Raw genomic sequence first — 21,364 nt, 5'->3', positions numbered from 1 at the left:
ACGGGACGGACACATCCGCCGAACAACCCGACAAGACGTCTGAAAGGCTCGCCATGCGCTTTGGTTTTCACGCAGCACTCATCAGTCTGATGGTCCTCGGGCTCGGCTTTCCATCCCAGGTATCAGCGAATAACGACAGCAAGACGCCAGACTATGTTCTTGAAGCGTTCGGTGCGCCGCCAGCCGGCATTCCATCTGGAGAGCTATCAGAAGATCTGGCGCGGGCGGTAGGCACCGTCTTCGTGGAAAGCCTCGAAACCTCTTCATGGGGGCGCGATCAGACCCTTGCCCTCGGTGAAATCAAGGCGTCGGGGGACCCTCGTCTTGCTTGGGCTATCACCGATTTGATGCGCTTCACCTGGCGCCAGGGATTTGACAATGCCCTGGCCGACACCGCTGCGAGCCTGTTGGGTCTGGACCTGCAGACACCGGACCGCTGGCACGAGTTGACGGATCATCTGATTGCCTGGGACATTCCCGCCTATCCCGGATACCTGAACACGAAGCGGGCCATCTTCACGAATTTCGTACCCGGCTGGGAGCGTATCCTTGTCGAAGGTGACATCGACTGGCGCCTGGTTTCATGGGGTGGGGTTTTGATTGACGACCGCCCCTATGACACCACGGACACGCCCTGCAATTGCATCCCAGCCGCGGACAATCCGCGCGTGAGTTCCGCCGATGAAGCCACGTGGCTGGACGATGACGACATTGTCTTTGGCATCGAGGTGAACGGCGAATACCGGGCCTATCCCAGACAGATCATGGAAGTCCGCGAGATGGTGAATGACACGCTGGGCGGGCGCGACCTGGGCATTCCCTACTGCACCCTGTGCGGTGCGGCCCAAGCCTATTTCACCGATGAATTGCAGCCGGGAATGGAGCGCCCCGTCTTGCGCACCTCAGGCCTTTTGAGCCGATCCAACAAGGTGATGTACGATCTCCAGACCTACTCCGTGTTCGATACATTTCTCGGCAAGGCGGTGACCGGGCCCCTGGCAGAGAAGGGCGTGCAGCTGAACCAGGCCACCGTGATCACGACCGATTGGGGCACATGGAAGGCACAGCATCCGGAGACGACCGTGCTGTTGGAGGAATACGCCCTGGGACGCGATTTCGACTTCCGCGAAGGCAGGGATGCGGATGGGCCGATCTTCCCGGTTGGCGACGTCGATCCCCGGTTGCCCGTTCAGGAGGACGTCATCGGAGTTATTGCCGCGTCTGGAACCCCAGTCGCCTTCCAGCGCAGCACCGCAATGCTGGCCCTTCGAGACGGTGCAGACGTCCGGTTTGAGAATGTCGTGTTGCAGTTGGATGCCGGTGGAATCCGCGCCGTCGATCAAGACGGATCAGATCTGGGCAGCCACCAGGCCTTCTGGTTTGCCTGGTCCCAATTCCACGCCAACACCGCTCTCTGGCAACCCTGAACCGACGTTGGAGCGCCAATTGGCTCCGGCCCCTTTCCCTGATTGGGTGGCTAAATTTGGGAGAACTGGCAGCGTAACCAAGAACATGCAGGCCGCGCCAGAGCAACCTCACCGGACGGTCACCCTGATAGGCCAAGGGAATCACGCGAACTGACATTTCCAGCTACGCCGCTCCCGTTGTTCTCGCTTGGATAGACCTCGATGCACCAGCGATCATCTCGGCAAGGTCAATTGCGTTTCACAACTGTCCGTGCTCGCGTTTCGGCTTCACGAATCCGACCCCATTTTGCGTAGGCGTTCGTGATGTCTTCCGGACTCAGGTCTGGCAAATCCAGGATGGACCGATCATGGCGTGCCGGCATTTCCTCCCACTTCTCGGGAAGATATCCATTCTGACGGCATAGCTCGAACAGCTGTGTTCCCGGGAAGGGATAGAAGACGAAATACCCGAAATCGAGTGGTCGCAGGTCGCTGTGCAGTTCCATGGTTGCGACAAGGTCAGCCGGCTTTTCTCCCGGAATGCCCAGCATGTAGTTGGCAGTAGCCATGATACCGGCCTCCCGTGTCCGTCGAAAGACATCGATCAACCGGTCGTTCGATACCGGCCGCTTCATCACGTCGCGTCGTATCCGTTCCGATCCGCTTTCGACGCCGTAGACCACGTGTTTGCACCCTGCCCGGGCAAGCGCGTCGATCAGTTTCGGGTTCATGGTCTCGGCCCTGGCATGGATCGAGAAACCCACGCCTGCCTTCCGCGGAAAGACCTCGCAAAACTCGAACACCCAGGGGTGATGGATCGTGAAAGTGTCATCGAGGAAGATGACGTAGTGAAGGGGGCCGGCATTCGCGATCGCCGTCAACTCGGCCATGACATTTTCAACAGAGCGACGCCGCCCGTAGGAACCGATGCCTTCATAGAGTTGGTCGTACATACGCGCCGCGCAATAGGTGCAGGGAAAGGGGCATCCGCGTTGGGTCGCCATGTGCACGACGCCGGGATGCTCGTCGAGCATGTCGCGGGCCATGAAAGGAATGGAGTCGATCTCCGGGATCGGTGGAGCAAGACCGGGATGCGTACCGCCATCGACCCAGATGTTTCGCAAACTTGCATCGCGGATTTGTCCTCCAGAGGACAGGTGAGCCAACAGTGCCACGAACGGGGCTTCGCCCTCGCCGAGGCACACCGCATCGAACCCGGGTGCCTCCAGGACGCGCTCGGGCGAGAATGTGGCATGCAGACCGCCGGCAATCATAGGCCAGTCTCCAGCCTCCCGCAGGAGGCCGGCAATCTCACGCCCGCGCAACCATTGCCGGCTTGTCAGCGACATTCCGAGAAGATCGGGCTCCCTATTGCTGACCATCCGGACGACATGTTCGTTCGTCCAGTCACTCCCAATCCTCAACAGTTCCGCGCTGTGGCCGGCTTCTCGCGCAACCCCGGCCAGAAAGGCGGGGCCGAGGGAGCAAACAGCCCACTCCGCCTCGGTGTCGATTTCCAGAAAGACGATATGCATATCCTTCGCTCCTTCGACATTGTGCCACGCGTGTCGGGACGCCGTCCACTTGCCCGAAATCGTCCTGATGTCGCCGCCTTAACTGAACGGCCGTTCCCGGGATCCTCCGTCCCGTCGGCAGGCCAGAAGGTGCAGGCTGTACTCCATGACCGCGCGGGCATGCATCCTGAGGCGCCAGGGGGCGTCCAACACCTCCCCGACGATGGGCAGGCCAGCCTGGAGCAATGTCTGCCTCAGGATAGGCTCGCTGGCGCCGGCTGTCGGGCCGCGCTGCGAATGACCTCCGAGCCACAAGCTGATTTCCGTCGCATTGGGAGCCCAGTCATAAGGAGTCGACAGGATAGCCCCGGCACCCGGCGCCAGGGTCCGCGCCATTTCAGACAAGACGGCCGTCGGGTTTGCTACGCAATCAACGAGGTTGATCGCGGCCGCCAGAGAAAACGCGTCCTCCGTGAATGGCAGCATCATCGCGTCGATGGCCCAGAAATCCGGCGACGCCCCTGCGTCCTCGGGCAGGTCTATGCGCACCCGGTCATAAACGACACCGACACGGCGCAGGTCGATCTCGATGTGGCCCTCCAGAGCCAGCGCCTGACCGAGGCGCATCATCGGGATGTTCAGATCCGCCACGACAACAGGCGCGAGCCCGCGCCGTGACAATTCCCACCCGCCGCGTCCGACCGATCCCCCAAGGTCAATCGCGGGTCCATCGGGAATTTCCCCGAGGATATCAAAGCCCCTGGACAGGGTTTCGACCACATTTGCCGGGCGCGACTCCGGCGCCCAATCTGCGAAATGGTCGCCAGCATAGAGGCTCAAATGTTGCCGCGTAAGGTCATACTCCCCACCCGCTCCGAGGGCATCGGCAAGAACACCGGCGATCGGGGCCGGAAGCATGTCGCGGCGCAGGAGTTGCGACTGGGCGTTTGCAAGTGCGGCTGCCGGATCGGCGACGATGATCGGAATGCCATCGATCACCGGGAATTCGAGCCAGCAGGACGGGTTGGAACAATGGAGCGTGCCGTGCCACAGGTGATCCGCGCGTGTCTCCAGCCTGTCGGCGACTACCAGCGGCGACCGCTGCTCGGCCCCGTGCAGACAGCGCGGGCAGACCGGCGCCAATGCCTCAAAAACAGTCTCGCGCATCTGGTCAGCCGCCGATCATGACGGTTGGGCAGCAGGGCGGAATGATCTGGCCGACAGGGGAGGGAATGGGCGCGACACAGCTCGGATGCGATGACATATCCCCCAGCCGCGCAGCTGGCAGTTTCTGGATGAGCACCGTGGCGGATCCCTTGACGATCAGCCCTGGACCGGCCGGGACGCAGGGGATCAGCGTGCAAATCTTTGTCATGTCCGTCACCCGCGCCGCGGGCATGCCGCCGATCAGGGTGGTTACCGCGCAGGGTGGCATGATCGGCAATGGAAGCGCCGGATGTGGAACCGGAGTTGGTGTGGGCGCTGGCGGGTGAATCGGCGCGTGGCAATGAGGCGCGGTCTGCAAGACCATGTCCATCATTCGTGCGGCAGGTGGCATGGGTGTCCGGTCCTCCGTACTCGCGCCCGGTTGGCATTCAGGGTTTCAGCAGGAAATCGTCCGGCGGCAGTGTCGGGTCGAAACTAATGACAATACGATCTCCGATCACCATAATGGGCACTTTGAGAGCGGTAGGCAACTCCTCGCCCGTCGCCAGCTTTCCGCCAGCCACGAAGTCCCGTCCCTTGGCGTGGCCGCTCCCCAGCACCTCCAGCCAAAGATCGAAACCGCATAGTGCGACCTGAACCGGGTTGGGATGGGCCCGAATCGCGGAGGCTAGTTCCGCCATGCTCGAAGAGAGTTCCTTGGCCACGCTACCTCATCCATATCTGGACCAACGGTGCAAACCTGCCCGCTGCAGCCTCCGATCATGGAGGCGGCTACACTGGTCAACCTCGGGAAGGACCCTAAAGCCGCAGACTGCGTTTTCCAAGGACCGTAGGACCGCGCCGGAGATTCCTTGGCGTTCCGGTTCCGATCCCGATCTTCACGCTCTCCGACAAGGCGCTGCACCACGGTCCGCGTTTCGTCGTCCAAGATGTCTCGGTTGCGCCGGCGGGGGTCTTCAAGGCGAGTTGCTCTTGGCCGGTTCGAGTTTCCCTGGAGCTGAACCATGAAATGTCTCGCATCGAGAAAATCCAGTGGCTGCACGAGCGACATGTATCTTCCTTCGGCTTCGCAGAAGGGGTGAACAATCGGTTTGTCGCGTCCACCGGTCGTTGCCATTGGACTCGGACAAGCTCCCGTATCCGCCTTCCTTGCGGAGGACGGCCTTCGTGAACCCGCCGCATTCATTTGCGCCGCAAAGGTCCGCGGTGGCGGCTTCTGCCAGTTCATGCCGACCGCGGATTCGTCAGGACAGGCCCTTCATTGCCAATCGCCGCAGTGACCATGAATGGCGGCTTCGGTTTCAGAGGAAGACGCTGAGCGCGCGAAGCGTTCATACACTGCGAACGGCAGAAATGCGCAGTTCGCGGCTGTTCAAGTCGGCCGGGCGAACGGCGGCATTGTCCGCATATCTGTCGTCGGAGGGTCCCGCAGCATCCGTCACATTGGGCTCGTCACCGTCGTTCGCCGCGCCTTCCTCCAACGTCCGGTCTGGGCTAGCTGCTCCAGGTGGCACCCCCAGCCCACCACCCGTCCGGGGTCCACCACCGGGTCCACGGTTCCCCCAAACCGCCCCAGGCTCACCCGCCAAAGGCCCCAGTTTATGCCCCAGTTTGGTTGGAGCGGGAGGGAAACTGGTGGGGGACATGGGGCTACATGGGTATCCTAACACCCCAGCAATGATCCAAGAAAATTACAACAAAATCAACTGCGTAGATCGCCCGTCGGGCTCGAATCGCCATACCTCATCTTGGTGTGTATCACAGCCTGTATCACAAGGTCGGCGCACGCGATCGTCCGCGCCCCATGTCCGCCCCCGCGCGCGGCGTGCCGGAACCGGCTACTGCATCCAGCCCCGAGGTCGCATCCACGCGATGCGCGACATTGCTGAGGATCGCCGGGAGATGCGACGGCGGACAACCTGTCGCAGCTTCAGCACGATCTCTTCGGGTCTGTCTCGCTTTCCAGCCATCGCTTGGTCCACCTGAAAACTGGATAAATCTATCCCAGTTGGTGGACCACTTCATTGGGGGCACTCCAGCTTAAGGTGACACAGCTATTTGGAATAAACCTCAATATATTGATATTAAACAATTTATCTGGCGATAAATTCGTACTCACTGATGACTCGTGCACGCTTATGCTCAATTGGCACAACGACATGACCAGAGGATCACCGGCAGCACCGGGCCTATGGTGGGTGCTCAAGTCAATGCCCATGAAGAGTTCGAAGACCCGCCTGATCAGGGTTCGCGGTGTTAGGCATCAACCGACGCAGCTTCTCCGCGGGTTCTTACGTGTCTTGATGTCATAAACTCGGGAGATGGCTCAAGGCCGGGACAGCCCCGAAATGGGAGTTGCAATGACATCTGGTTGGGTAAATGATTGCGACAGGCATCGAGGCGCGCGGTCTGCATCTGGTCAGGAGGGCATGAACCGTGAGGGCTGGTTTGATCGTGGCAATCGTTTGGGGACTTTTCCCCGCTGTCGGCTTCGCCGAACGGCACGCACTGATTGTCGGCAACGCAGCGTATGATGAGCTTGAACCGCTCTCCAACACCCACACAGACGCCGAGGCCTATCGCGACGCATTCGAAGACCTTGGATACAGCACTCTCTATCTGACCGATCTGGACGGGGCGGAGATGTGGGCCGCGCTTGATCGTATCACCGAGGGGATGCGCCCCGGAGACGAGGTTGCCTTCGTTTTTTCCGGACATGGCTGGAGTGATGGCAAGGTCAATTACCTCGTTCCGACCGACGCTCCGCAACAGGCCAGCGACAAACAGTTGAAACGGGCGTCGATCCCGCTGCGCGACGGTCGGTCCGGTGTTCTTGACGAGCTGGAGGCCGCCGGTGCGTCTCTCACGCTTGCGATCGTCGATGCGTGTCGCGACAACCCGTTCAGGCCGCCCCCGGGCACGCGATCCACGTCCATGTCGCGCGGCCTTGTTCCGGTGTCGGTGGCCCGGGGCTCTTTCGTGATCTTCTCGGCAGGGGTGGGCGAACAGGCGCTCGACGGCCTGCCAACCGACCCGCCCGGCAAACAATTGTCTGTCTTCACACGGGCTTTTCTGCCGTGGCTCCGCAGCGGCGCATTTCTGGAAGATGCGATCTCCGAGGCGCAACTCGAAACGGCCAGCCTGGCACTGACACATGCCGGGCATCAACAGCATCCGGCCTATTATGATCAGACGATGGGCAAGACATGCCTGGTGGAAAACTGCTCCCAGCCCTCCGCCGCCGCTCCACAGGAGCAAGTGGCGACGACTGTCGTGGTTCCATCGCTTTCCCAACGACTGACCGACGAAACACCGGCGACCGACGGCGCAGTCGCGCCAAATGACAATGACCTGGTGGATGTCCAACCCACCGAAGGGGCGGAAGACTTCTTCCAGCGCGGAATGGAGTTGATGGGATCGGACACCCCCGACGGTCTCGAATGGGGCGTCGAACATCTGCGTCGGGCCGCAACCCTACGCCATTCCGGAGCGATGACGGAGCTGGGGGCGGCCTTCGCCTTCGGGCGTGGGATCGAACAGGACGGCGCCATGGCGCTGGACTGGCAATCGAACGCCGCGAAGCTCGGCAATGCGCGGGCAATGCTACGCATTGGGCTGACCCATCTCATGGGCCACGGCGTTCCCGGCGACGAGTCCGAGGCCGCCCGCTGGATCTTCAAGGCGGTGGAATTCAAGGATCCGGACGCCATGTACCTGCTGGCCATGCTGCATGAGGATGGCATTGGCGTGTCTCAGAGCATGGAGAAACTGGTTTTCTGGCTTGAGCAGGCCGCAGCGCATGGCCATCTCGACGCGATGTACCTTCTTGGCGACATCTATCTCGACGGCGAAGACGGCATCATCGCCAAGGATAGCCTCAAGACAGAGTATTATTGGCTCGCGGCGGCAAAAGCGGGGCATCGCGACGCGATGGAGGACCTTTCGGAGTTTCTTGAGGGCGAAGACAGCGTCGGCGTGGAATACTGGGCCAGAGCCGCGCAATCGACACCTGCACGCCCGGGCTACATGGAGAACCCGACCTGCCTCAGCGACTGGGAATGCTATGACCGCGAGAGCGAAGACGTCGCCTCGGCGACGCCTGTGGCCCCCGCGCCCGTTCCGAAATCGGAGGCCGGGCAACCAAGACGGCCAGACAGGTCGCCCCGCGTGATCTATGCCGTTCAGGATTGCGACCGCTTCGCGGCCTCTCCACGCGACCCAGATCGCGCGGATCTGGAACAGAGCGTGGAATATGCGGATCTGGAGACGTATCGGGTCATTTCCGAATGCCTCGAGGACATCGCCGAGTGGCCGGACACCCGCAGGTTCTATGCCCAGATTGCGCGCGGATATTTCAAGGCCGGGATGCTCGCCGAAGCATTTGACGCCGCAATGACCGGGGCGGAGCTTGGCAGCGGACAGGCCATGAGCCAGATCGGGATCATGTACAAGAGCGGGCATCTCGTTGCGCAAGACCCCTATGAGGCGCTCACTTGGCTTGAGAAGGCCGGACGGACGGGCAATGTGACCGGCATGCATTTTGCCGCCGGAATGCACCTTCATGCCGAGGACATCCCCTACAATCCGCAAGCAGCGGCGAACTGGTTCAAGGCCGCGGCAAATCTGGGAAGCCCGCAAGCCTACAAGGATCTGGGCATCCTCTATGACACTGGTGAGGGCGTGCCATATGACCCGGTGGAAGCGGCGGCAAACCTGCTGATTGCCCTGTCCACAGGCTCCGATCAGGCGCGTGAGGTGCTGTTACAGGATGCCGGAAGCCTGACCCCCCGGACGCGCATTGAAATTCAACGGATACTGAACCGCGACGGAACCTATTTCGGCGCATTGGACGGCTCTTTCGGACCGCAAACCGATCGGGCCCTGCGCTCCAGAATCCTGAACTGACCCGCGCCCGGTGGATCAGTTGGCGCTTCCTTCCGCGAGGAACCAGCCTGCGACCCAACCTTCGACGCCCCGGTAATAGATCCTGCACCAGACGCGTTTGCGCGCGGCATCGCGTTGCGTCGGCGTTGCGGCCTCCCACTGGGCATAGGTCATCCCGCCGCTGCATCCCAGGTTCCGGACCCCATTTCCGTCAGGCGGGATCGCTCCGATTTTGGAAGCCCGGGCGGTTGGTCCGTTGCGAATGTTCAGCACATCGTTCCAGGCGACCCCGACAACGCGAAAATAGTCCGGCCCCGAAGCGTCCACCGCCGCCACGCCGGGGTGAAGCATCGCGATCACAGCCGCGACCAGAACAGCCTTCGAAACCATTTCGGCTCCTCCCAATCCTAAAGAAGACCCTGGCTCTTGAGTTCCAGGTAACGTTCGTATTCCAGATCCGGCGTGATGAAGTTGAGGCAGGTATCCTGGTATTTCGCGCCGGGATACACATCGAGAATTCGTATCCGGAGATTTCGGTATTCCGCCAGGCGCGGCAGGTTGACGATCACATCGTCGGAATTGTCCGGCAGGCGGGTTTGAAACACGTCCCCGAGATCCGTCGCAATCTCGATTGTCCGCGCTCGGCCGTTATTGCCGAAGGCCCTGGCCGATTTTCCATATCCGTTCTGTAGGATCAGCCTGCGAAACGGAATTCCGTCTCGGATAGAAATGGCGATTTCCTCGCCATTGCCATTTCCGCGCACACCTTCGCACCAGGCTGTCCGGTTGTCTCCGTCCAGCAAGTTGCCCGGGCCATATGAGTTTCCGGATTGGGATGCGAGAACGGATGAGACGCAGATTTGAACGCGGCCGACCAGTTCAGTCGGCCCGTAGGCCGCGCAAGTCTGTCCCCAACAGGCTCCAGCCGACGCCATGAAGCAAATTGTTGCGAGAGAAGCGAAACCCGATCCAAGCATGGTTGTTGGCCCTCCTTGATCCGTTCGAGAAACTCGAGACGGTTTCCCAACGGAAGCATTCCGGCACCGCAGCCCTTCCGAGCTACACTGGCCGACGATTGCTTATCCACACGATAGAATCCGCGATCTGTCCATGACGCACGTCAAAAGATGCATCCAGAATATCGGAGCAGGCCAACTCGACTGCGCCCTGAGCGGCGCTGCCTATTGACAGACCCGTCCTCCGCGCGTCTTGGAGCACGGGGTTCGTTTTCGTAAAATCCTCCATTGCTCGGCACGGCCAAGTGTTTGATCCCACGGTTCTGTGATGTGATCCTTTCGTTTGAATCGAAGGAAACACTATGACGCAAGTTCGTCCCGGAAACGCCACGCTCCCGTTGACCGGCATCCAGAGCAGGCGCTCCGGGCGCGACGGGCTGACGTCGCCGAACCAGACCGGTTGCCTCAGACGCTTCGTGTGAGCCCGCCGTCGATCCGCCAGTTCTGTCCGGTTACGTATCCGCCAGTTTCGGAGGCAAGCCAGCCGATGAGCGAGGAAACCTCTCTTTCCGTGCCGTAACGGCCCAGCGGGATGCGGGATCGACGCTCCGCGTTCTCGGGCAGGCTATCGATGAAGCCCGGCAGGATGTTGTTCATCCGGATGTTCTGGGCGGCATATCTGTCAGCGTAGAGCTTGCTGAAGCCCGCAAGCCCGGCACGGAAGACTCCGGACGTGGGGAAGAGCGGGTCTGGTTCGAACGCTGCGAATGTCGAGATGTTGATGATCGAGCCGCCTCCCTGGGCCGCCATGATCGGCGTGACACGCCGGGTCGGCCGGATCACGTTCATCAGGTAGACATCGAGCCCTGCGTGCCAGTCTTCATCCGACATTTCGAGAATGTCGCCCTTGGGGCCGTGCCCGGCGGAGTTTACCAGCACATCGACCCGCCCCCACCGATCCATCGCCCCGTCAACAAGCCGCGAGAGGTCTTCGACCGACTGGTTCGATCCGGTGACTCCGAAGCCGCCGAGATCCTCGGCAAGCGCCTCTCCCTTTCCGGAGGAGGACAGGATGCCGATCCTGAAGCCATCGGCCGCGAGTTGTTTCGCAGCCCCTGCCCCCATGCCGCTGCCGCCGGCTGTTATCAACGCTACTTTTTCTATCGCCATTTTCCGGACTCCTTGCCAAGCGTCATACTCTGGATGCGCCTACGATCTTTTGATAGTAGGATGTATAGCGATGCCGTCGGTTAGCTGCGCTTCTGCCAGCCTGTAGGAAATCTACTGTGAAAAGTGAGACCAACCTCCCGCCCCTCAACGGACTCCGGGCCTTTGCCGTCGCAGGACGGCACCTGACCTTTCGCGCTGCGGCCGATGAGCTGGGAGTGACACAGGGCGCTGTGGCACAGCAGGTGCGCGGCCTTGAAGACCATCTCGGCCTGCGTCTGTTCCTGAGAGAGTCGCGCGGGCTGGCCTTCACCGAGGAGGGACGCGCCTATCACGCGGCGGTCTCGCGTGCCTTCACGCAGCTCTCGGACGCAACCCGCGCGCTTCGTACGGCCCCATCCCGGGTGACCATCAGCGTCACACCCACCTTCGCTTCGAAATGGCTCATTCCGCGGCTTGCGGAATTCACGCAAGCCCATCCCGGGATCGATCTCCGCATCACCGCAACCGAACGCGTTTCCAGCTTTCATGCAGACGGAATCGACCTCGCGGTGCGCCAGGGGCGGCCGCCATTCGGGGCAAGCCTGCGCGCCGATCTGCTGTTCCTCCAGGAAATCATCGCGGTGTGCTCTCCCACCCTCGACGCCGCGGACGCGGCGGCCTTGCCGAGCCTCACGTTGCTCCACGACACGCACGATCTCTGGCCGAGATTCATCGAAATGACATTCGGGCAGGATCCAGGATCGTCTCGCGGACTCCGGTTCAATCAGACAACGTTGAGCCTCGACGCCGCCTTGGCCGGACAGGGGGTGGCACTGGCCAGTCGCTTCCTTGTTCAAAGAGACCTCGACGCTGGCCGCCTCGTACAACCCTTCGACAGCGTTCTGGAAGGTGGAATGGACTTCTACCTCCTCTCGCCGCGGCAAGGAGCATCCAGAGCGTCGTCGCAAGTCAGAAGCTGGGTCCTGAACTCGGCATGGAAAGAATCTGGGTCAGGTACGAATGGGCGAAATTCCTGAGATCCTGCCGTCGCCATGCGCGCATCGATCCAGCGCTCAGCCAGATCCACGCGATGACGATAGCCACAGCGGCGTGCCGACCATGTTCCTCTGATCGCCGGATGGCCGCCTTGTCAGAAGATGCAGGCCGGCAGGTGAACGACACATCTGTCGAACGGCCCCTTCGTCTCAACGCCTGACGCCGACGTTCCTCCCTAACAAAAGTCAAGGCGCACCTCCCGCCGCCGGCGCATAGCTGTGGGCAACGCAGCCTTTTGCGACAGAGAGTGAATGCGACAGCAACCGGAAAGAAAACGGCCGAGTAAACAGCGAAGGACACGCCTTCGGCTGGCCTGTCTCGGCGTGTTGGCCCTTTCCGTGCTCCTGCAAACCATCGCGACGATGCCCGGACTGGCCCATCAGGCCGATCAGGTGATCGAGATCTGCAGCGAATTCGGCATATCGGAGATCCGAATCGATTCCGACGGAAACGAGACCGCCGGCAGCAAGACTCCCTGTGTCGAGTGCGGGGACTGCCCCCTATGCATGCTGTCCGTGGCCTTCGATCTTCCCCGCGAGACCCTTTGGCGCCGACATCTCGGGCTGCCATCGCATCAGGACATGATCATCGGCGCCGTCTGCACGACCAATCCGGCCCAGTTCTGGGCTGACAATCGCGGACCGCCAGCCCAAACCGAAAAGGCAATACTCTTGGCTATGAAACTGTTCATGGGGCCGACCTGCTTTGAAGGGAGGATGCCATGGATGTGAAGCGCGTCTTCACCGGCTGGCTCCTCGCCCTTGCGCTCGCCGCCACCCTCCTCGGGGGCATCGCAAGCAAGGCAAACGCGGAAACGCTCGCCAGCTTCCTTCCCAAACTCACCGCATCCGATTTTCACCCCGATGCCGACAGTTTCGGCCCCGTGCGGGAGGACGTCCCCGTGGCGCCGCTGCTCAAGGGCACAGAGACGTTGGCCTGGGCCTTCCTGACATCGGATTTCGTCGGCACAACAGGTTATTCCGGCAAGCCGATCCACGTGGTCGCGGCAATCGATGCGGACGCCGTCCTGACCGGCGTTCAGCTGGTCAAGCATTCCGAACCCATCGTGCTGATCGGCATCCCGGATCGGAAGGTCAAGGCGCTCACCCAATCCTATGCCGGGCTCGACCTGAAGGCGGAAGTCGTCGAATACGGCTCGGCCCATGATCTCGACATCATCTCGGGCGCGACCGTCACGATCATGGTGATCGACGATTCCATCGTGCGCGGCGGCATCAAGGTCGCCCGGGCGCTCGGCCTTGGCGGGCTGGCGCAGGAAGAGACCGGGCCGAGACGCGAGTTGGACCTCTCGATCACGGACACCGCCGACTGGGCCACCCTGTCCGGCGACGGCTCGATCCGTCGGCTCACGCTGGATGTCGGACAGATCAATGCCGCCTTCGAGGCAACGGACGACCCCCGCGCCATCAAGCGCCCCGAGAAAGGCGCACCCGACGATACCTTCATCGACATGCATGCGGCGCTGGTCTCGGTGCCGTCGATCGGCCGGTCGCTGCTGGGCGACAATGAATATGCCAACCTGACCGACTGGCTGGAGGAGGGAGAGCACGCGATCCTCGTGCTGGGGCGCGGCGCCTATTCCTTCAAGGGCTCGGGCTATGTGCGCGGCGGCATCTTCGACCGCATCCAGCTTATCCAGGGCGATGGGTCGGTGCGCTTCTTCGACAAGCAACACCGACGGCTCGGCGACCTCGCCGCCGCCGGGGGGCCGAGCTTCAAGGAGCTCGACCTGTTCAGGATCCCGGCCGATGTGGAATTCGATCCGGCCGAGCCCTTCCGCCTGCAACTTCTTGTGCAGCGCTCGGTCGGCGCGCTGGAACGCGTCTTCCTGACCTTCGACCTCGGCTACAAGCTTCCCGAACGTTTCCTTCTGCCGCTTCAGGCACCAAAGATCCTCGACAGCGCCGAGGACGAGGCTGCTGCAAAGGCCGCGCTCTGGCAACGGATCTGGAGAGACAAGACGGTCGAGATCGCCGTGCTGGGCGGCATGCTCGCCGTGCTGACGGCAACGTTCTTCTTCCAGTTTCAGGCCACGGCAAACGCCCGCGTCTTCTACTGGTTCCGCATCGGCTATCTGACCATGACACTGGTCTTCATCGGCTGGTACGCCAATGCGCAGCTCTCGGTGGTAAACCTGATGGCGCTGGCCGGGCAGATGCGCGAGGGCTTCAGCTGGGACGCCTTCCTGATGGACCCGCTGGTCTTCATCCAGTGGTTTGCCGTCGCTGCCGCGCTGCTCTTCTGGGGCCGTGGCGCCTATTGCGGCTGGCTCTGCCCATTTGGCGCGTTGCAGGAGCTGACAAACCAGGTCGCTCGGTTCTTCAAGGTCCCGCAATGGACCCTGCCATGGGGTCTGCATGAACGGCTCTGGCCGCTGAAATACATGATCTTCCTTGGGCTTTTCGGCGTCTCTCTGGGCTCGATCCCGATGGCCGAGAAACTGGCCGAGGTGGAGCCGTTCAAGACCGCGATCATCCTGAAATTCGTCCGCGACTGGCCCTTCGTGGTCTTTGCGGTGGGGCTGCTGGTCGCCGGACTGTTCGTCGAACGGTTCTATTGTCGCTATCTCTGCCCGCTGGGCGGCGCGCTGGCGATCCCGGCGCGGATGCGGATGTTCGACTGGCTGCGTCGCTACAAGGAATGCGGCGCGCCCTGCCAGACCTGCGCCAATGAATGCCCGGTCCAGGCGATCCACCCGACCGGTGAGATCAACCCGAATGAATGCGTAGACTGCCTGCATTGCCAGGTTCTCTACCAGTCCGAAACGAAATGCCCCGTTGTCATCAAGAAGATGAAGCGGCGCGAAAAGGTCGGCGCTCCCTTGCAGATGCCGCCCGCAAACCACCCGAACGCGAAGAAACCGGAACCTGATGGAGGGAACGCCCATGTCTGAGAAGATGAAACAACTGGCGATGACACGCCGCGGAATGCTCGGTGCCACGGCCACGGGGGCAGTGCTCGCCTCCGCTGGCTTCGGCGGAACGATGATGTCTGCCACCCAGGCGAAGGCCGCGGCAGGAACCGCGAGCCTCGAACCGGGCGAGCTGGACGACTACTACGGCTTCTGGTCCTCCGGCCAGACCGGCGAGCTGCGCATCCTCGGTGTGCCGTCGATGCGTGAGCTGATGCGCATTCCGGTGTTCAACCGCTGTTCGGCCACCGGCTGGGGCCAGACCAACGAGAGCCTCAAGGTGCTGACCGAGGGTCTGACCGAAGAGACGAAGCACTTCCTCGCCTCCAACGGCAAGGTCACCTATGACAATGGCGACCTGCACCACCCGCACATGTCCTTCACCGACGGCACCTATGACGGCCGTTACCTGTTCATGAACGACAAGGCCAACACCCGCGTGGCCCGTGTGCGTTGTGACGTGATGAAATGCGACAAGATCCTCGAGATCCCGAACGCGCATGACATCCACGGGTTGCGTCCGCAGAAATTCCCGCGCACCGGCTATGTCTTTGCCAATGGCGAGCACGAAGCGCCGCTGGTCAATGATGGCACGATCCTCGACGACCCGTCGCAATACTTCAACATCTACACTGCCATCGACGGTGACACGATGGAGATCGCCTGGCAGGTGATCGTGTCGGGCAACCTCGACAACACCGATTGCGACTACCAGGGCAAATACGCCTTCTCGACCTCCTACAACTCGGAAATGGGCATGAACCTGGCCGAGATGACCGAGAACGAGATGGACCACGTGGTTGTCTTCAATCTCAAGGAGATCGAGGCCGGTGTCGCCGCCGGCGACTACCAGGAACTGAACGGCGTCAAGGTGATCGACGGGCGCAAGGGTCAGAACAAGAACTACACCCGTTACATCCCGATCCCCAACTCGCCGCATGGCATCAACACCGCGCCAGACGGCAAGCATGTCTGCATCAACGGCAAGCTGTCGCCGACGGTATCTGTGATGGATGTGACAAAGCTCGACGCGGTCTTCGAAGGCGCCGACCCGCGCTCCTGCATCGTGGCCGAGCCGCAGCTGGGCCTCGGGCCGCTCCACACCGCCTATGACGGCAAGGGCAACGCCTTCACCACGCTCTTCCTCGACAGCCAGGCCGTGAAGTGGAACATCGAGAAGGCGATCGAGCAGTATAACGGCGCCGATGTGGACCCGATCATCGAGAAGATCGACGTGCATTACCAGCCAGGCCACAACTCGACCTCCATGGGTGAGACCAAGGAAGCCGATGGCAAGTGGCTGATCTCGATGAACAAGTTTTCCAAGGACCGGTTCCTCAACACTGGCCCGCTGAAGCCGGAGAACGAGCAGCTCATCGACATCTCGGGCGACGGCATGACGCTGGTCCATGATGGACCGACCTTTGCCGAGCCGCACGACTCGATCATCGTGCGCCGCGACATCGTCAACCCGCGCAATGAGTGGGACCGCAACGACCCGATGTGGGAAGATGCTCGCAAGCAGGCCGAGGCCGATGGTGTCGATCTCGACTGGGGCCACGAGGAGCTGATCCGCGACGGCAACAAGGTGCGGGTCTATCTCTCCTCCGTGGCGCCGGAATTCTCGATGGAGAAGTTCACCGTCAAGCAGGGCGACGAGGTCACCATCTATGTCACCAACATGGATGATATCGACGACCTGACCCACGGCTTCTGCCTCGCCAATTTCGGCGTTGCGATGGAGGTTGCACCGCAGGCCACCGCCTCGGTCACTTTCGTTGCCGACCGTCCGGGCGTGCACTGGTTCTATTGCCAGTGGTTCTGCCACGCGCTCCACATGGAGATGCGCGGCCGGATGTTCGTCGAACCGAAAGGCGCCTGATCCATGCGTCTGCTCTGGGCCACCCTGCTGCTCATCGCCTCGCCGCTCTCGGCGGCCGAGTGGGACGTTCCGGCACGGCCCGGAGCGATCGCCGAAACACTGTCCCGGGCCGCGGAGGGCGACACGCTGCGCCTGCGGCCCGGGACCTATACCGAGACCGTCGAGCTGGCCTTCCCGGTCACGCTGGACGGGCAAGGCCATGCCATCCTCGACGGGCAGGACCGGGGCAGCGTGATCACCGTGACCGGCGCGGATGTCACGGTCTCGGGGCTGACGATCATCGGATCGGGCTCCTCCCATGAGGAAATCGATTCCGGCATCAAGCTGACCAAGACAGCCGACAGGGCCATTGCCCGCGACAATGTGCTGGAAGGCAATCTCTACGGAATCGACATCCACGGCGCGCGCGACGCCCGCGTCACCGGCAACCACATCACCGGACGCACCGACCGCCGGATGAATGATCGCGGCAATGGCGTCTATGTCTGGAATGCGCCGGGAGCCGTGGTTGAGAACAACGATATCCGGCTTGGGCGTGACGGGATTTTCGTCAATTCCTCGAAGAAGAATATCTTTCGCAACAACATCTTCCGCGACCTGCGCTTCGCCGTGCACTACATGTATGCCAACCAGTCGGAGGTGACGGGCAATGTCTCCATCGGCAACGACCTTGGCTATGCGGTAATGTTCTCCAAGCGCGTCAAGGTGGCGGACAATATCTCCATCGATGACCGCGAGCATGGTGTGATGATGAATTACGCCAATCACAGCGAGATCACCGGAAATTACGTGCGCGGCACGAAGCAGAAATGCGCCTTTCTCTACAATTCCAACAAGAACCTGTTCTCGGGCAATCATTTCGAAGCCTGCGGCATCGGCATTCACTTCACCGCCGGTTCGGACGGCAACCGCATCCTCGGCAATGCCTTCATCGGCAACCGGACCCAGGTGAAATACGTCTCCACCCGCTGGGTGGAATGGTCCGAAGAGGGCGAAGGCAATTACTGGTCCGACTTCGCCGCCTATGACCTCAATGGCGACGGGATCGCGGATGCGCCTTATCGCCCGAATGACAGCATGGATCACGTGCTCTGGACACAGCCGGCGGCGAAGCTGCTGCTCGGCTCGCCCGCGGTTCAATTGGTGCGATGGTCGCAATCGGCCTTCCCGGCGCTCCTGCCGGGCGGCGTGATCGACAGTCACCCGCTGATGCAACCGCGCGAAATCGACCTGACCGGACGGGAGGGACTGAATGACTGACATCCTGACAATCGACAGCGCCAGCAAGCGGCGCGCTGATCAGCTGACGCTGGACTCCGTGAGCCTGACGCTGGCGCCCGGCGAACGGGTGGCCCTGCTGGGCCATAACGGCGCCGGAAAATCGACGCTGATGAAGCTGATCCTCGGGCTGACGAAGCTCGATGGCGGGACGATCCGCATTGCCGGTGCCAAGCCCGGCAGCACCGCCGCGCGCCTTGCCACCGCCTTCCTGCCGGAGGCGGTGAGCTTTCACAAATCCCTCACCGGGCGCGACCAGCTTGCCCTCTTTGCCCGCCTGGCCGGGGTTGGAACAACCCCCGTGGCCGGACTGCTGGAGCGGGTCGGGCTGGCGGACGCGGCGGATCGCCGGATCGGCACCTATTCGAAGGGAATGCGGCAGCGGCTCGGCCTCGCGCAGGTGCTGCTGGGCAAACCCGCCGTCGCATTGCTCGACGAGCCGACAAGCGGGCTCGATCCGATCTCCCGTCAGGAACTCTATGCCATCATCGACGAGCTGGCCGCACAAGGCACCGCTGTCCTTGTCGCCTCGCACGCCCTGACCGAGGTCGAAGCCCGCACGGACCGCATCGCGATCCTGCGCAAGGGCAAGCTGGTGGCCGATGACACGCTCGCGAGCCTCTCCCAGCGGGCCGGCCTGCCGACCAGGCTGCGCATCCGCGCCCGCCACGGCGAGGCTGACCGCATCGCCGCCGATACTGGTGGGCAGCGGATCAACGGGGCGTCAGTGGAACTGCTCTGCGCGCCTGAAGCCAAGATGGACCAGCTTCGCCGCTTCGCCGCCATGTCCGACGCGGTGGAAGATATCGAGATGACCCCGCCGCGTCTGGAAGACCTCTATCGCCATTACGCACAGGAGACCGTCCAATGATCGGCCGTATCCTCGCCGTCGCCCGCACGGAAGCGCTGATCGTGCGCCGCAACCGCTGGCTGTTCCTTGCAACCCTGATCATGCTGCTCTTCGCGCTGGCGCTGACCTTCGCTGGCTCTGCCCCGACCGGCACGCTGGGCGCGGATCGCCTGACCGTGGCCGTGGCTTCGATGACCACGCTCTCGGTCTATCTCGCGCCGCTTCTGGCGCTGATGATGAGCTTCGATTCCATTGCCGGGGAAGCCGACCGTGGCAGTCTCGCGCTGCTGCTCTCCTACCCCGCCGGGCGCGGCGAGATCCTTGGCGGCAAATACCTCGCCCATCTCGCAGCCCTTGCCTTTGCCATGATCGTCGGCTTCGGCACGGCGGGCGCGATCGCGGGCGCCACCGGCGGCGCGGGGACGCAAAGCGTGCTGGCGCTGCTGCGGTTGATCGGCACGTCGATCCTGCTGGGCGCTGTCTTCCTCGCCTTCGGCTACATGCTCTCTGCGCTCGCCGGCAGCCCGGCGGCGGCGGCGGGCATGTCGGCCGCGCTCTGGCTGGTCTTCGTTGTGCTCTACGATCTGGGGCTTCTGGGCGCGGTGGTCGTCGACTCGGGCGGCTATTTCACCCAGCACGTGTTCCCCTGGGTCCTCGCCGCCAACCCGGCCGACGCGTTCCGGCTCTGGAACATGGCCGCCTCGCCCGACGTGGCCTTGGCCACGGGCATGGCGGGGGTCTCGGCCAGCCTTCCGGCCTGGGCCGCCCCGGTCTCGCTTGGCGTCTGGCTCGTGGCCGGGTTCGCCATGGCCCGAACCGCGTTTCGGAGGCTGGAGCCATGAGGTATCTGCTCCTCCCCTGCCTGCTCCTGCTGGCGGCCTGCAAGGAAGAGGTCGCTGAGATCCCCGACCCGACCCCGATGACCGACACGGCCCTGAGCTATTTCTGCCAGATGAACGTGGCTGAACATGGCGGCCCGAAAGGGCAGATCCATCTCGCGGGGTACCCGGCGCCGATCTTCTTTGCCCAGGTGCGCGACATGGTCGCCTATCTCAAGAGCCCGGAACGGGACGCCGATATCCTCGCAATCTATGTCAGTGACATGGGGGCGGCGGCGTCCTGGGCCATGCCCGGCACCGAGAACTGGATCGCCGCCAATGCCGCCCATTTTGTCGTTGGAGCAGGCGTTGCCGGTGGCATGGGTGCGCCGGAGATCGTGCCTTTCGGCCACCGGGACGCCGCGCAGACCTTCATCGATCAATATGGCGGCGCGTTGATGCCGCTCGACACTATTCCGGACGATGCCGCCATCGGGGCCGTCGATCTGGATCAGCATCTGGAGCATCCCTCATGAGAACTTCGCTGTCGCGTCGGCGTTTCCTGGCGATCACGGCCTCTGCCGCCGCGACGCCGGCCCTTGCCGGCCCACGGGGCGCCCATTGGCGCGGGACGGCGCTCGGCGCCGGAGCCAGCATGCGGCTTGAGGGGATCGATGCCGCGCGCGCGCGCCCCGTCTTTGCCGCCGTCGCGGCGGAGCTCCGTCGCTTGGAGGCGATCTTCAGTCTCCACGAGACCCAATCCTCGCTGTCGCGCCTGAACCGCACCGGGCGTCTCGACCATCCGCCCGCCGAATTGCTCGAGGTCCTGAGCCTGTCCGGCCTGCTGCATTCCGTGACACGGGGCGCATTCGACCCGACGATCCAGCCGCTCTGGCAGCTCCGGGCCGAAGCAGCCGTGCGGGGAAGGACCCCGGATGCGACGGGCATGGAAGAGGCACAAGCGCGGACCGGGTGGACGGCGCTGCGCGTTGATCCGCAACAAGTCGCCTTCGCCCGCCCCGGCATGGCACTGACGCTCAACGGCATCGCGCAAGGCTATATCACCGACAAGATCGCGGCGCTGCTTCACGGACGAGGCCTGCGGGATGTCCTGATCGACATGGGCGAGATCGCCGCCAGCGGCTCCCGCGCGGATGGTGCAGCCTGGACCGCGGGCGTGGCGCGGCCGGATGGGACGGTCGTCCGGCGCGTCAAGCTGACGGACCGGGCGCTGGCCACCTCCGCGCCCTCCGGCACGCTTCTCGATGCACAGGGAAAGGTTGGCCATATCCTTGACCCGCAAACCGGCGCGTCCGAGACGCGGCACGGGCTTGTTTCGGTCAGCGCCGGACGGGCCGCGATTGCCGATGGCCTCTCGACCGCCTGCTGCCTGCTGTCCAGTGAGGACGTGCACGCGGCAATCGCCGCCTTCCCGACGGCCCGGCTGGAAGCCTTGGCATAGCCGTACCGGG

General features: G+C 62.7%; 17 protein-coding genes. 10 read left to right on the top strand and 7 right to left on the bottom strand.

Annotated features, from left to right (window positions below; translation table 11 throughout):
- Nucleotides 1–1,427: DUF3179 domain-containing (seleno)protein (locus tag R3X27_RS11420; protein WP_411572487.1), on the top strand; the 1,427-nt coding region annotated here is incomplete at its 5' end.
- Between the two features lie 227 nt (nt 1,428–1,654).
- Here the strand turns inward: R3X27_RS11420 and R3X27_RS11415 are convergent.
- The 4 genes from R3X27_RS11415 to R3X27_RS11400 form a co-directional block, all read right to left on the bottom strand.
- A complete protein-coding gene (locus R3X27_RS11415; RefSeq protein WP_317708983.1) occupies nt 1,655–2,941 on the bottom strand; it encodes a B12-binding domain-containing radical SAM protein in 1,287 nt (428 codons plus the stop codon).
- A gap of 78 nt (nt 2,942–3,019) precedes the next feature.
- Nucleotides 3,020–4,087 carry a methyltransferase domain-containing protein gene (locus R3X27_RS11410; RefSeq protein WP_317708982.1) on the bottom strand — a complete coding sequence of 356 codons (1,068 nt, stop codon included), beginning with the start codon at nt 4,085–4,087 and terminating at the stop codon, nt 3,020–3,022.
- 4 nt (nt 4,088–4,091) lie between these two features.
- A complete protein-coding gene (locus R3X27_RS11405; RefSeq protein WP_411572490.1) occupies nt 4,092–4,355 on the bottom strand; it encodes a PAAR domain-containing protein in 264 nt (87 codons plus the stop codon).
- Nucleotides 4,356–4,515: 160 nt separating this feature from the next.
- A complete protein-coding gene (locus tag R3X27_RS11400; protein ID WP_317708981.1) occupies nt 4,516–4,791 on the bottom strand; it encodes a hypothetical protein in 276 nt (91 codons plus the stop codon).
- A gap of 1,732 nt (nt 4,792–6,523) precedes the next feature.
- Between R3X27_RS11400 and R3X27_RS11395 the strand changes: the two genes are divergently transcribed.
- Nucleotides 6,524–8,992 carry a caspase family protein gene (locus tag R3X27_RS11395; RefSeq protein WP_317708980.1) on the top strand — a complete coding sequence of 823 codons (2,469 nt, stop codon included), beginning with the start codon at nt 6,524–6,526 and terminating at the stop codon, nt 8,990–8,992.
- A gap of 15 nt (nt 8,993–9,007) precedes the next feature.
- Here R3X27_RS11395 and R3X27_RS11390 read toward each other — a convergent pair whose 3' ends face one another.
- From R3X27_RS11390 to R3X27_RS11380, 3 genes are all read right to left on the bottom strand, one after another.
- Complete coding sequence (locus R3X27_RS11390) at nt 9,008–9,361, bottom strand: SH3 domain-containing protein (protein ID WP_317708979.1); 354 nt, start codon at nt 9,359–9,361, stop codon at nt 9,008–9,010.
- A gap of 17 nt (nt 9,362–9,378) precedes the next feature.
- Entirely contained in the window at nt 9,379–9,906 is a 528-nt protein-coding gene (locus R3X27_RS11385; RefSeq protein WP_411572486.1) for a discoidin domain-containing protein, read from the bottom strand.
- A gap of 486 nt (nt 9,907–10,392) precedes the next feature.
- A complete protein-coding gene (locus R3X27_RS11380; RefSeq protein ID WP_317708977.1) occupies nt 10,393–11,097 on the bottom strand; it encodes an SDR family oxidoreductase in 705 nt (234 codons plus the stop codon).
- 116 nt (nt 11,098–11,213) lie between these two features.
- Here R3X27_RS11380 and R3X27_RS11375 point away from each other — a divergent pair, with 116 nt between their 5' ends.
- The 8 genes from R3X27_RS11375 to R3X27_RS11340 all read left to right on the top strand — a co-directional run bounded on the left by R3X27_RS11375 (nt 11,214) and on the right by R3X27_RS11340 (nt 21,354).
- Nucleotides 11,214–12,113: a LysR substrate-binding domain-containing protein gene (locus R3X27_RS11375; RefSeq protein WP_317708976.1), complete on the top strand. Its 900-nt coding sequence runs from the start codon at nt 11,214–11,216 to the stop codon at nt 12,111–12,113.
- A gap of 740 nt (nt 12,114–12,853) precedes the next feature.
- Nucleotides 12,854–15,046: a 4Fe-4S binding protein gene (locus R3X27_RS11370; protein ID WP_317708975.1), complete on the top strand. Its 2,193-nt coding sequence runs from the start codon at nt 12,854–12,856 to the stop codon at nt 15,044–15,046.
- Nucleotides 15,039–16,946, top strand: coding sequence for a TAT-dependent nitrous-oxide reductase (nosZ, locus tag R3X27_RS11365; RefSeq protein WP_317708974.1), 1,908 nt, complete (start codon nt 15,039–15,041; stop codon nt 16,944–16,946). The genes R3X27_RS11370 and nosZ overlap by 8 nt, the downstream gene beginning before the upstream one ends.
- A 3-nt stretch (nt 16,947–16,949) precedes the next feature.
- Nucleotides 16,950–18,206, top strand: coding sequence for a nitrous oxide reductase family maturation protein NosD (locus tag R3X27_RS11360; protein ID WP_317708973.1), 1,257 nt, complete (start codon nt 16,950–16,952; stop codon nt 18,204–18,206).
- Nucleotides 18,199–19,095, top strand: coding sequence for an ABC transporter ATP-binding protein (locus R3X27_RS11355; protein ID WP_317708972.1), 897 nt, complete (start codon nt 18,199–18,201; stop codon nt 19,093–19,095). Before R3X27_RS11360 ends, R3X27_RS11355 begins: the two co-directional genes overlap by 8 nt.
- Nucleotides 19,095–19,916: an ABC transporter permease gene (locus R3X27_RS11350; protein ID WP_317708988.1), complete on the top strand. Its 822-nt coding sequence runs from the start codon at nt 19,095–19,097 to the stop codon at nt 19,914–19,916. Before R3X27_RS11355 ends, R3X27_RS11350 begins: the two co-directional genes overlap by 1 nt.
- On the top strand, nt 19,913–20,428 hold the full coding sequence (locus tag R3X27_RS11345) for a nitrous oxide reductase accessory protein NosL (RefSeq protein WP_317708971.1): 516 nt from the start codon (nt 19,913–19,915) through the stop codon (nt 20,426–20,428). The genes R3X27_RS11350 and R3X27_RS11345 overlap by 4 nt, the downstream gene beginning before the upstream one ends.
- Nucleotides 20,425–21,354 (top strand): FAD:protein FMN transferase, encoded by a 930-nt coding sequence (locus R3X27_RS11340; protein WP_317708970.1) that lies wholly within the window; start codon nt 20,425–20,427, stop codon nt 21,352–21,354. Before R3X27_RS11345 ends, R3X27_RS11340 begins: the two co-directional genes overlap by 4 nt.
- Nucleotides 21,355–21,364: the final 10 nt, after the last annotated feature.

The sequence above is a fragment of the Tropicimonas sp. TH_r6 genome, from assembly GCF_033101155.1.
Classification (GTDB): Bacteria; Pseudomonadota; Alphaproteobacteria; order Rhodobacterales; family Rhodobacteraceae; genus Tropicimonas.
The sequence above is the reverse complement of the archived record's forward strand: the minus strand, read 5'-3'. Positions and strand labels throughout refer to the sequence as shown.